Source organism: Lysobacter sp. OAE881, from assembly GCF_040546665.1.
In the GTDB taxonomy this organism is placed as follows: Bacteria; Pseudomonadota; Gammaproteobacteria; order Xanthomonadales; family Xanthomonadaceae; genus Lysobacter_J; species Lysobacter_J soli.
This window is the reverse complement of the sequence record NZ_JBEPOG010000001.1, coordinates 2026088-2038325: the sequence shown is the minus strand read 5'-3', so window position 1 is coordinate 2038325 and position 12238 is coordinate 2026088. Positions and strand designations below refer to the sequence as shown.

Sequence of the window (12238 nt, the reverse complement as noted above, 5' to 3'; positions counted from 1 at the left end):
TCCTCCCTCACGCGTAACGCAGGACCTCCACGACGGTGCCCGCCGCCAAACGCTGCGGTCCATCGGGCACCACGATCAGCGCGTTGGATTCGCCGACCGCGCGCAAACGGTGCGAACCGACCGCGGGATTCGGATCGGCGCGCAGCACGCCGTGTTCGTCGCAGAACACCGTGGCACGCTGGAATTCGCGGCGAGCGTGGGATTTCTCGATCGGCGAGACGAGCTGCGCGCGCTCGGCCGGGCGCGGTTCCGTGCGGCCCTGCAACGCGTCGATGAGCGTGCGGCCGAAACCCAGGAACGTCGCGAACACCGACACCGGATTGCCGGGCAATGCCAGCACGCGCGCCTGGTCGAGACTGCCGAACAGCACCGGCATGCCGGGCTTCATCCGCACCTTCCAGAAATGCACCTGGCCGAACTGCTGGACGACGGCCGGGATGTGGTCCTTCTCGCCCGCCGAAACGGCGCCGCAGGTGACGATCAGATCGAACGCGCAGCCGGCATCGCGCAGCGCGATCTCGACCCGTTTCGGATCGTCGGGCAGTCGCGGCCACGCGGTCGGTTCCAGGCCTTCGGCGCGCAGCAGGCCCATCAGCAGTTCGCGATTGCTGTCGTAGATCTCGCCGGGCGCGAGCGACAGCCCGGGTTCGACGAGTTCGTCGCCGCTGCTGAACACCGCCACCGTCGGCTTGCGAAACACCGTGAGCGACGGCACGCCGAGCGATGCGGCGAGCGATACGCGCGCAGGCGTGAGGCGCTTGCCGGCCTGGAGCACGCATTCGCCAGCCCGCACGTCCTCGCCTTCGCGACGCAGGTTCGCGCCGGCATCGGGCGACGTCAGGACTACCACACGCTCGCCGTCGACCCGCGTGTTTTCCTTGATGACGACGGTATCGGCACCGGCCGGCATCGGCGCGCCGGTGGTGATGCGCACGCATTCGCCCTCGCCCACGCGGATCTCGCGAGCGCGGCCGGCGAACTGTTCGTCGATGAGGCGCAGCGTCGTCTCGCCTTCGCGAAGATCGGCATGGCGCAGCGCGAAGCCGTCCATCGCGCTGTTGTCGAACAGCGGCAGCGCGATGGGCGCATGCACGTCGGTGGCGAGGATGCGCCCGTGCGTGCGCGAGAGCGGAAGGGTTTCGGTATCGAGGCGGTGCTTTGCCGCGACGTCGCGGATGATCGCGACGGCGTCGTCGAAGGCGAGCTGGATCGGGAAGTCGGTCATGCGGGGGAGTCAGTTTCGCCGGGCACCGCGCCAGCGGCGGCGAGGTCCTGCGGCGTGTTGAGGTTGCCGAAGCGTACGCCGTCCAGTCGGACGGCGACCATGCGCAGATGGCGTTGCAGCGAATGGATCGCCAGGTCGTTCGCGGCGATGGCGCGCGCCGCGGCCTCGCGCAAGGGCGCCGCCGGCCATAGCGCGACGAGCGGCTGCGGGCCGTCGTCGTCCACGGCGTATGCGCCATGCGCGCTCGCGGAGGCACTCAGGCTGGGGACGAGGCAGTCGTTCACGCCGACCAGATCGACGGGCAAGGTCAGCAGCCATGGCTTATCGCAGGCGGCGGCCAATGCGTCTAGGCCGGCGAGTGGACCGAGATCGCCGTCGTGGCGATCGGGCACGGCACGAAGGTTGAGGCGCTCGTAGCGTTCGCGGCAACGGTTGGCGCTGATCAGCGTGGCGCTGGTTTCGGATGCGAAACGTCGCCGCCAGCGCTCGACCTGCGCGACGCCGTCGCGCTGCAGCCAGGCCTTGTCGATACCGCCGAGCCGGCTTGCGCGGCCGCCGGCGAGGATGCCCAGGGTGATGTCGCTGGGGAGGATGGGCGGCATTCGGGGAGTTTAAGGCCCGGCTGGCCGGCAGCCTGGAATGCTGCGGGGCGGGACCCGGGCCTTCGCCGGATGACGGATTGGCACAGGCATTCGCGCTGCATGCGCGGAAGCGTTACGGGCCTGGATCCCGGCCTTCGCCGGGATGACGCAACCGCGCGTTGGCGCCTGGCGCCAACGCGCGGTTGCGTCACTTGCCCTTCTTCACGTGGCGGATCATGCGGCGCTTCTTCGCGACCTGCCGCTCGGTGAGCACGTTCTTCTTGCCTTCGTACGGATTGGCGCCTTCCTTGAAGACGAAGCGCACCGGCGTGCCGACCAGCTTGAAGCGCTTGCGGAAGAAGTTCTCGAGGTAGCGCTTGTAAGTATCGCTCAGCGTGCGCAGGCGTGTGCCGTGCACCACGAACGTCGGCGGATTGTTCGCCGCCGGATGGGCGTAGCGCAGCTTGGCGACGTGGCCGCGCACCGTCGGCGGCGGGTTGGTTTCGTACGCGACTTCCAGCGCCTTGTTGACTTCGCTGGTGCTGAATTCGTGTGTGGCGGAGGCATGCGCACGATGGATCGCGCGGAACAGCTCGCGCAGGCCCGAGCCGTGCTTCGCGCTGATGCGCACCGCTTCGGCCCATTCGACGAAGCCCAGCTTGCGCGTGAGCAGCGCTTCGGCCTGCTGGCGCTGGTAATCGGTCAGGCCGTCCCACTTGTTGACGGCGACGACCAGCGCGCGTCCGGCGTCGAGCGCCAAGCCCAGCACGGTCGCATCCTGGTCGGTGATGCCTTCGCTCGCGTCGAGCATCACCACTGCCACCTGGCACTGCTCGATCGCCTGCAGCGTCTTGACGATCGAGAACTTCTCCACCGCCTCTTCCACGCGCGCCTTGCGGCGTACGCCGGCGGTATCGACCAGCCGGTACAGGCGGCCGTCGCGCTCCATGTCGATGGAAACCGAATCGCGCGTGGTGCCTGGCACTTCGGAGGCGATCATCCGCTCCTCGCCGAGCAGGCGGTTGACCAGCGTCGACTTGCCCACGTTCGGGCGGCCGATGAATGCCACGCGGATGCGCGACGGATCGGTGTCCAGTTCGGTCGCCGTGCCCTCTTCCGGCACGCGTTTGAGTACGGCGTCGATCAGCTCGTCGATGCCCTGGCGGTGCGCCGACGACACGGCGATGACGTCGGTGATGCCGTAGCGGGCGAACTCGTTGATCGCGGCCTGCGCGTCGAGGCCGTCGGTCTTGTTGACCACCAGCATCGCCGGGCGCGCGGTCTTTCGCAGCCAGGCGAGGATGTCGTCATCCAGCGCCGAAGCGCCTTCGCGGCCATCGACGACGAACAGCACCAGGTCGGCTTCCTCGGCCGCCGAACGGGCCTGCCGCGCGGTGGCGCCGGCCAGTCCTTCGTCCTCGCCGGCGATGCCGCCGGTGTCGACGATGGCGAACGGGCGCTTGCCCTCCGGCCGCGCCACGCCGTAGTTGCGATCGCGCGTGACGCCTGGCTGGTCGTGGACCAGGGCGTCGCGGGTGCGCGTCAGCGCGTTGAACAGCGTGGATTTTCCAACGTTGGGACGGCCAACGAGGGCGACGAGCGGAAGCATGCTGGGAACCGGTGCGGAATGGGGGAACGGAAACGGAGCGCCGTGCCGGGCGGCGGAGAGCCGCGCGGCGGCCGGCTCCGGGGCCCGGTCCGTGGGTCATCGGGGTACGGCATGATGACGGGCCGGGCGAAAAAAGGGAAACCGGGGCCCGGAATCCACATGAAAAACGGCCCGGACTCTCGCCCGGGCCGTTCGTCGCGTGCTGCCCTGCGCGGGCGCTTACTGCAGGCGGAACGCCGTCAGCTCGCCGTTGACGTTCTGCACGATCGCGATGCCGTCGGCCACGACCGGGGCGGCCTTCACGGCCTTGCCGCCGACGCGCTCGCGCGCGGCGAAGGCGCCGTCGTCCAGCTTCAGCCAGTGCACGTAGCCGTCGAAGTCGGCCACGACGGCGAAATCGCCCTGCACTGCCGCGCCCGTCACGTTGCGACGTGCCAGCGCCGGCTGCGACCAGAGGGCCGCGCCGCTGTTCTTGTCCAGGCCGAACACCGAGCCGGTCGGATCGGTCACGACCAGGCGGTCGGACGCCATGCCGATGCGACCCGCGCCGCCGTGCTCCGCCGACCACATCGGGCGGCCGCTCGGGGCATCGATCGCCAGGGTCTGCTTCTTGAAGCTCGTGGCGAACAGCGTGGTGCCTTCGAGCACGGGCGTGCCGTCGACGTCGGCCATGCGATCCAGCTCGGTGCGGCCTTCCGGCTGCGCGATCGGCTGTTCCCACATCGGGCGGCCATCGTTCGCCGACAGCGCCGACACCGTGCCGTCGTCATTGCCGATGAACACGAAACCCGGGCCGAGCACCGGGCCGTCGTTGCCGCGCAGCGACAGCATCGGCACTTCCTGCACCCAGAACCAGCGACGCTCGCCGCTGGCGGCATCGAACGCGGTGACACGACCGTCGTTGGAACGCACGAACACGGAGTTCATGCCGATGGCCGGCGCCGCGATGACCTCGTTCGGCACGTGGGCCTTCCACTTCTCTTCGCCGGTGCTGGCGTCGAGGGCGATGACTTCACCATCCAGCCCGCCGACCACGACCAGGCCCTCGCCCACGCCCGGACCGCCGGACAGGCGGATGTTGGCCTTCTTGTCGGGGCGGTATTCCCAGACCTGCTTGCCGGTCTGCAGATCGAACGCGTGCACGCCGCCTTCGATCGCTGCCGCGAAAACGCGGCCGTCGGCGACGACCGGGCCCTGGCGCACGCCGATGCGGCCTTCGCCCTTGCCGGCGTTGGCCGACCAGATCTTCTGCACCGTTACCGACGGGGTGATGTCGGTCAGTTCGGCCGGCTCGTTCGGCTTGCCGTCGTCCTTCTTCTTGTCGCCACCGAACCAGCCCTTGATGGTCGAGCAGCCGGCGAGCGAAGCCGCGCACAGCAGCACGACGGAGGTACGCAGCAGCATGGAACGGTGCTTCATCAGGACTTGGCCTCGGGCTTGGCGGGCGTGCCGCCGACTTCGGTGAGCTTGAGTTCGAGCAGGCGGCGATGCGGCGATGCCACATCGAGCTTGGCCATGGCTTCGGCGTAGGCGGTGCGCGCCTGGTCCTTCTGGCCGAGCGCGAGGTGCGCGTCGCCACGCACTTCGATGCCCGCCGCGGTGTCGGCGTCCGCGACGAGCTTCAGCGCGGCGTCGGCCTGCTTCTTCTCGATCAGCAGGCGCGCGGTGCGCTGCTGGATGATCTGCCGGATCGCCGGATCTTCGGTCTTGATGCCCTGGAGCGTCGCGAGCGCGGCGTCGTTCTGGTTGGCTTCCACCTGCGAACGGGCCAGTTCGAGCGCGGCAAGGGCGCGATAACTCGAACCTTCCTCAAGCGCCTTGACCTTGGCATCGGCCGCCTTGTCCTTCGCGTCGATGGCGTCGATGGCGGCCTGGTACTGCGTGGCCATGCCCATGCGCGCCTGCTCGTGCCGCTGGTCCCACCACTTCCATCCACCGATGGCCGCCAGGCCCAGCGCGATGCCGCCGATCAGGCCCGCACCGTTGTTGCGCAGCCACTGCAGGACGCGTTCGCTTTGTTCGTGTTCGTCGAGAAGATCGTCAATCGCCATCGGTACCGGCTGCCGTGCTCTGTGGCCCACCGTGAGGCGGGAATCCGAAATAGGAGCACCGGCCCGCGTTGCGGGCCGGTGCGTGTGGATTTCCCGTACCGCCGGTCAATCGCCCGGCGTGAGGGAACCGTCAGAGGATAGCGTAAAGCGCGCCACGTTCGCGCGGCTGAACGGCGTCAGATCGACCGCCTTGCCCGCGTTGCGGACTTCAACGGCGGACGAATTTCCCAGCACCACCCGAGAGACTTCGCCCGCAGAATAGGTGCGCTGCTGCCCCGTGCCGAGTTCGCCGCTCTCGATGACGCGGCCGTCGGCACCGCGCACTTCCACCCAGCTGTTGCCGGTGAAGTTGAGCGACAACGCCGGCTGCGTGGCGGCCGGCGCGGGCAGCGTCGCCATCGAGGCAACCAGCGGCGTGCGGTGCACGGGTTCGGATGCCGTCGGCTGGGCGTTGCTGGCCGGCGCGGCCGGTGCGGTCGCCACGTCGAGCGACTCGACCTTCGCGTCGTCCTTCTTGAGTTCGCGCGAGGCCATCCAGATCGGCACCGCGATGGCCGCCGTCAGCACGATGTAGATCGCGCGACGCGTGGCCTGTTCGAACACGCGGCGGTAGCGCGGCGTATGCGTGTGGCTGACCAGCTCCGACGGCGCGATCGGGCGTGCACCCTGACCGAGTTCCTCGTCGAAGTGCACGCCGAGCAGGCGCGCATAGCTGCGCATCTGTCCGCGAACGAAGACCGGTGCACCCAGCTGGCTCGAGTCCCCCGATTCGAGCTGCCGGATTCCCTTGACCGGAATCTTCAGGCTGGCGGCGACGTCTTCCTGCGACAGGCCCGCCGCTTCGCGGGCCTGCTTCAGACGCACGCCAATGCTGGCGCCCATCTCAGGCGCGAGTTGGTTCGAGTTCATCGCTTTCCGTCATCCCCCATGCCGGAGCCCAGCTTCTGCGGGAACTCCGCCCTCATTCGCTGAACGTATCTTGCGGCGGCTGCCCTGTCGCCGAGTTTCTCTTCGATTTGTGACGCCAGCTGCAACGCGCCGGGGTCCGCGGGAGCAGCCGCCAGGCGGCGCTCGGAGAATGCGCGCGCTTCGAAGGCATTTCCTTGACGGAACTCAAGCTCTGCAAGCGCGCCCAGCGCCGTGGCGTTGTTCGGATCCAGTTCGATCGCCCGGCGCAGCTCGCGGCGGGCGCGATCGTCCTGGCCGGCACGGGCGGCGCAGCTGCCGGAATTGGCCAGGGCCACCGCCGGTGTCGTGTAGCTCGGGTCCTGCAGCGCGCGTTCGAACCAGCCCAGCGATTCGGCCGCGCGACCTTCGCGGCACAGCCACACGCCGTAGTTGTTCTGCGCGGCACCGTTGCCCGGTGCGAACTCGGCGGCGCGCAGGTAGTGGCGTCCGGTTTCGGCGGTATCGCCGCGGCTGGCCGCGACCAGGGCCAGCACCGTCTCGGCATCGGCGGACTTGGGATCGAGCTTCAGCGCCTTCAGCGCTTCCTTCTCGGCGGCGGCGTAATCGCCGGCCATGAGACGCGCGCGGGCCAGTTCGAGCGGCCTGCTCGCGGCGATGGCGGCCGTGTTGCGGCCGTTGCCGGCGACGTTGACCTCGGGCGCTGTGCGCTCGAAGTCCTGGCGCTTGAAGTCCTGCCGCACGAAGGTCATGCGGCTGCACGCGCCGGTCGCCAACACCGCGACCGCCAGGACGGTCGTGATTGTGAGGCTCAGCGGGCGGCCGCGGACGTCCATGCTAGCGGGCTCCTGACATCACGCCGCCTCGTTGCCGAGGCCGCGTGCCTGCAGTTGTTTCTGGAATTCCGCCTGGCGCCGGGTGCGGTCCATGACCTGCCCCTTGAGCTGGCCGCAGGCGGCGTCGATGTCGTCGCCGCGCGTGCGCCGCACCGGGGCGATCATGCCCGCTTCGTTGAGCAGCTTCTGGAACGCGCGGATGGCCGCGTCGTCCGGACGCTCAAAGCGCGTACCCGGGAACGGGTTGAACGGAATGAGGTTGACCTTCGCCGCGTCCTTCATCTGCACGGCGTTGTCGAACTGGCGCATCAGGCGCAGCAGCTGGCGCGCGTGCTGCGGCTGGTCGTTCACGCCCTTCATGAGCGTGTACTCGAAGGTCACGGACGTGCCGCGCTTGCGCAGCGCGTAGCGCACGCAGGCGTCCATCAGCTGTTCGATGGGGTACTTCTTGTTGAGCGGCACCAGCTCGCTGCGCAGCTCGTCGTTGGGTGCATGCAGCGACACGGCGAGCGAGACGTCGCTCTCCAGCGCGAGGCGGTCGATCATCGGCACCATGCCGGCGGTCGACAGCGTGACGCGCTTGTTCGCCAGGCCATAGCCGAGGTCGTCGCGCATGATGCTCATCGCGCGCACGACGTTGTCGAAGTTCGCCAGCGGCTCGCCCATGCCCATCATCACCACGTTGGTGAGGCGGCGCTGCTGGTGCGGCACGTTGCCCAGGTGACGCGCGGCGACCCACACCTGGCCGATGATCTCGGCGGTGGACAGGTTGCGGTTGAAGCCCTGGGTGGCGGTCGAACAGAACTGGCAGTTGAGCGCGCAGCCCACCTGCGACGACACGCACAGCGTGCCGCGCCCCTTGTCGGGGATGTAGACGGTCTCGATGGCGTTCTTCGGGTCCATGCCGAGCAGCCACTTGTGCGTGCCGTCGGTGGACGCCTTGTCGAACACGACCTGCGGCACGCGCACTTCGGCGCTCGCCTCGAGCTTGGCGCGCAGCGCCTTGCCCAGGTCGGTCATCTCGGCGAAGTCGGTCACGTACCGGTGGTGGATCCACTTCATCACCTGGTGCGCGCGGAACTTCTTCTCGCCGAGCGTCTCTTCGAAGAAACGCTCGAGCGAAGCGCGGTCGAGGTCGAAGAGGTTCATCTTCCCCTCGCCCGCGCCCTTCGCGGCCACGCCTGCTTCCACGCGCGCAGCCGATTCCGTCGCGGGCGTGTCGCCAGCGAGCTGGATGTCGATGCGGTCGCGTTGCGTGGTCATGGCCTTTTCTTCAGTCGCTCAGCGGGCGTACACGTCGGTCGCCGGGAAGAAGTACGCGACTTCGATCGCGGCGTTCTCCAGGCTGTCCGAACCGTGCACGGCATTGGCGTCGATGCTGTCGGCGAAGTCGGCGCGGATCGTGCCCGGCGCGGCGTCCTTCGGATTGGTGGCGCCCATCAGGTCGCGGTTCTTCAGCACGGCGCCTTCGCCTTCCAGCACCTGGATCATCACCGGGCCGGAGATCATGAACTCGACCAGCGCGTTGAAGAACGGACGCTCGCGATGCACGGCGTAGAAGCCTTCGGCTTCCTGCTTCGACAGCTGCTTCATCTTCGAGGCGACGACCTTCAGGCCGGCCTTCTCGAAGCGGGTGTAGATCTCACCGATGACGTTCTTGGCGACGGCGTCGGGCTTGATGATCGAAAGGGTGCGCTCCAGCGCCATGGAATCTCTCCGGGTAGGCGGGCCGCCGAACGTGGTGACTTGACCAGGGTTCGCGCCCGAGGATAACAGAAAAACCCGCGTACGGACGCGGGTTTAGCCCACAAGGCTCCGGTAATTCTAGCGGATCGTTGGGCATTTTTGCAGGGTCTGGCGGCGGGTTTTGCGCGATGTCCGTTGACGGTTCAGGCCGCGTCGGACTAGCATCAAACAAGCGTTTGATTCAGCCACCGCAGCCGCAGGACCCACGCAGTACCCATGGCCACCACTGCCCACTTCTCCACCAAGGACCGGATCCTTGGCGCCGCCGAGGAACTGTTCGCGCAGTTCGGCTTCACCGGCACCTCCCTTCGCCAGGTCACCAGCCGCGCCGACGTCAACATCGCGGCGGTGAACTACCACTTCGGCAGCAAGGAAAACCTCGTCAACGAGGTCTTCCGCCGCCGCATGGACGACATGAGCGCCCAGCGCCTCGGCGCCCTCAAAACCGCGCTGGAAACGCATCCCGGCGAGCTCGAGCCGATCCTGGCCGCGTTCGTCCAGCCCGCGCTGGCGATGGCGCAGGACCGCCACGGCGGCGGCGCCTTCGTACGCGTGGTCGCCCGCGCCTACGCCGAAAAGAACGACCGCCTGCGCAAGTTCCTGTCCGATCACTACGGCCACGTGCTGCGCGAGTTCGCCAAGGCGATCGCCGGCTGCGTGCCGGGGCTGAGCAAGGAAGAGCTGTACTGGCGGCTCGACTTCCTGGCCGGTTCGCTGACCTACGCGATGGCCGATTTCGGCCTGATCAAGCGCCCGGCCGGTGTGACCGAGGCGGCCCATCGCGAGCGCGCGGCCCGCGAGCTGATCCGCTTCGCCGCGGCCGGCTTCAAATCCTGATTCGTTGAACCCCACGCTTCAAATTACTTGTCAGACAAGGATTTGCAAAACATGCCTAAGAAACTGCTTGCACGCCGAGTGGCCGTGCTGGGCGCCGGCGTCATGGGTGCGCAGATTGCCGCCCACCTGACCAACGCGGGCGTCGACACCGTCCTTTTCGACCTTCCGGCCAAGGAAGGCGACCCCAACGGCGTCGTCGGCAAGGCCATCGCCAACCTGGCCAAGCTCAGCCCCGCCCCGCTCGCCAGCAAGTCGCTCGCCGAGCGCATCACGCCGGCGAATTACGAAACCGGCCTGGAGCAGTTGCGCGACTGCGACCTGATCATCGAGGCCATCGCCGAACGGATGGACTGGAAGCAGGATCTCTACAAGAAGATCGCGCCGTTCGTGTCCGAGCACGCGATCCTCGCCAGCAACACCTCGGGCCTGGGCATCAACAAGCTGGCCGAAGTGCTGCCCGAGCAGCTGCGGCACCGTTTCTGCGGCGTGCACTTCTTCAACCCGCCGCGCTACATGCACCTGGCCGAGCTGATCCCGGCCAAGACCACCGACGCCGACGTGCTGACGGCGCTGGAAACCTTCCTGACCACCGCGCTCGGCAAGGGCGTGGTGATCGCCAAGGACACCCCGAACTTCATCGGCAACCGCATCGGCGTGTTCTCGATGCTGGCCGCGATGCACCACACCGAGCAGTTCGACCTCGGGTTCGACACCGTCGATGCGCTGACCGGCCCGTCGATCGGCCGCCCGAAGTCGGCGACCTACCGCACGGCGGACGTCGTCGGCCTGGACACGATGGCGCACGTCATCAAGACGATGGCCGACACGCTGCCGGACGACCCGTGGCATCAGTACTTCAAGGCACCCAAGTGGCTGACGGCGCTGATCGAGAAGGGCGCGCTCGGCCAGAAGACCGGTGCCGGCGTGTACACCAAGCGCGGCAAGGACATCCTCGTGCTCGACCTGAAGGCGCAGGACTACCGCGTCTCGGCCGGCGAGCTGGACGCCGAGGTCGCCGCGCTGCTGAAGGAACGCGACCCGGCGAAGAAGTTCGCCGCGCTGCGTGCCAGCCAGCATCCGCAGGCGCAGTTCCTGTGGGCGATCTTCCGGGATTCGTTCCACTACAGCGCGTATCACCTTGAATCCATTGCCGAAACCGCGCGCGACATCGACTTCGCGATGCGTTGGGGCTACGGCTGGTCGCTCGGCCCGTTCGAGACCTGGCAGTCTGCCGGCTGGAAGCAGGTCGCCGACTGGATCGCCGAGGACATCGTCGGTGGCAAGGCGATGAGCAGCGCGCCGCTGCCGGACTGGGTGTTCGACGGTCGGGACGGCGTGCACGACAAGGACGGCAGCTTCAGCCCCTCGCGCAAGGCGCAGGTGCCCCGCTCGTCCAACCCGGTCTACGCGCGCCAGCGATTCCCCGACCCGCTGCTGGGCGAGAAGTTCTCGCAGGGCCGCACGGTCTTCGAGAACGACGGCATCCGCATGTGGGCCGACGAAGGCGACGACATCTCGCCGTGGTCTCGTTCAAGACCAAGATGCACACGGTCAACGACCACGTGCTCAACGGCCTGCAGGAAGCCATCACCATCGCCGAGCGCGACTTCGCCGGCCTGGTGATCTGGCAGCCGAAGGAACCCTTCTCCGCCGGCGCCGACCTGGCCGGCGCGCTCGGCCTGTTGCAGGCCGGCGACGTGAAGGGCTTCGAGGCGATGGTCGCCAATTTCCAGGCCACCAGCCAGCGCATCAAGTACGCGCTGGTGCCGGTCGTCGCGGCCGTGCGCGGCCTGGCGCTCGGAGGCGGCTGCGAGTTCCAGATGCATTCGGCCAAGGCCGTGTTCGCGCTGGAAAGCTACATCGGCCTGGTCGAAGCGGGCGTCGGCCTGCTGCCGGCCGGCGGCGGCCTGAAGGAATTCGCGGTGCGCGCATCCGAAGCCGCCGGCCCGGGCGGCGACGTGTTCGCGCAGCTCAAGACGGCGTTCGAAAGCGTCGCGATGGGCAAGGTGTCGGCGTCGGCGTTGGAGGCGAAGGAGCTCAAGCTCGCGCGCGAGAACGACGCCGTCGTCTTCAATGCGTTCGAACTGCTGCACGTCGCCAAGGCGCAGGCCCGCGCGCTGGCCGAATCCGGCTACCGCCCGCCCCTGCCCGCGCGCCGCATCCAGGTCGCCGGCGACGTCGGCATCGCGACCTTCAAGATGATGCTGGTCAACATGCTGGAAGGCCGCTTCATTTCGCCGCACGACTACGAGATCGCCACCCGCATCGCCACGGTGATGTGCGGCGGTGAAGTCGACCGCGGCGCGATCGTCGACGAGGAATGGCTGCTCAGGCTCGAACGCGAACACTTCGTCGCGCTCGCGCAGATGCCCAAGACGCAGGAACGCATCGCGCACATGCTCAAGACCGGCAAGCCGCTGCGTAACTAAGCGACGAACACAGGACAC

At 68.1% G+C, this 12238-nt stretch carries 10 protein-coding genes and 1 pseudogene; 2 read left to right on the top strand and 9 right to left on the bottom strand.

Annotation, left to right across the window (positions count from 1 at the left end; genetic code table 11):
* Nucleotides 1-7 precede the first annotated feature (7 nt).
* The 9 genes from ABIE51_RS09450 to ndk form a co-directional block, all read right to left on the bottom strand.
* The gene (locus tag ABIE51_RS09450) at nt 8-1225 is read right to left on the bottom strand and encodes a molybdopterin molybdotransferase MoeA (RefSeq protein ID WP_192630515.1); all 1218 of its coding nucleotides are present in this window, start codon (nt 1223-1225) and stop codon (nt 8-10) included.
* Nucleotides 1222-1827 (bottom strand): molybdenum cofactor guanylyltransferase, encoded by a 606-nt coding sequence (gene mobA, locus ABIE51_RS09445; RefSeq protein WP_192630514.1) that lies wholly within the window; start codon nt 1825-1827, stop codon nt 1222-1224. The genes ABIE51_RS09450 and mobA overlap by 4 nt, the downstream gene beginning before the upstream one ends.
* Nucleotides 1828-2014: 187 nt before the next feature.
* Nucleotides 2015-3415: a ribosome biogenesis GTPase Der gene (gene der, locus ABIE51_RS09440; protein ID WP_157029995.1), complete on the bottom strand. Its 1401-nt coding sequence runs from the start codon at nt 3413-3415 to the stop codon at nt 2015-2017.
* Nucleotides 3416-3634: 219 nt separating this feature from the next.
* Nucleotides 3635-4834, bottom strand: a complete 1200-nt coding sequence (gene bamB / locus ABIE51_RS09435; protein ID WP_115840495.1) for an outer membrane protein assembly factor BamB — start codon at nt 4832-4834, stop codon at nt 3635-3637.
* Complete coding sequence (locus ABIE51_RS09430) at nt 4834-5466, bottom strand: YfgM family protein (protein WP_192630513.1); 633 nt, start codon at nt 5464-5466, stop codon at nt 4834-4836. Before ABIE51_RS09430 ends, bamB begins: the two co-directional genes overlap by 1 nt.
* A gap of 105 nt (nt 5467-5571) precedes the next feature.
* Nucleotides 5572-6375, bottom strand: a complete 804-nt coding sequence (locus tag ABIE51_RS09425) for a RodZ domain-containing protein (protein ID WP_192630512.1) — start codon at nt 6373-6375, stop codon at nt 5572-5574.
* On the bottom strand, nt 6372-7208 hold the full coding sequence (pilW, locus tag ABIE51_RS09420) for a type IV pilus biogenesis/stability protein PilW (protein WP_192630511.1): 837 nt from the start codon (nt 7206-7208) through the stop codon (nt 6372-6374). Before pilW ends, ABIE51_RS09425 begins: the two co-directional genes overlap by 4 nt.
* Before the next feature lie 18 nt (nt 7209-7226).
* Entirely contained in the window at nt 7227-8357 is a 1131-nt protein-coding gene (gene rlmN, locus ABIE51_RS09415) for a dual-specificity RNA methyltransferase RlmN (protein ID WP_233433446.1), read from the bottom strand.
* Nucleotides 8358-8489: 132 nt separating this feature from the next.
* Complete coding sequence (gene ndk / locus ABIE51_RS09410; protein WP_115840500.1) at nt 8490-8915, bottom strand: nucleoside-diphosphate kinase; 426 nt, start codon at nt 8913-8915, stop codon at nt 8490-8492.
* A 255-nt stretch (nt 8916-9170) separates the two neighbouring features.
* Here ndk and ABIE51_RS09405 point away from each other — a divergent pair, with 255 nt between their 5' ends.
* Nucleotides 9171-9791 (top strand): TetR/AcrR family transcriptional regulator, encoded by a 621-nt coding sequence (locus tag ABIE51_RS09405; protein WP_115840501.1) that lies wholly within the window; start codon nt 9171-9173, stop codon nt 9789-9791.
* 51 nt (nt 9792-9842) lie between these two features.
* Nucleotides 9843-12220 (top strand): annotated as a pseudogene (locus ABIE51_RS09400) (3-hydroxyacyl-CoA dehydrogenase/enoyl-CoA hydratase family protein).
* Nucleotides 12221-12238: the final 18 nt, after the last annotated feature.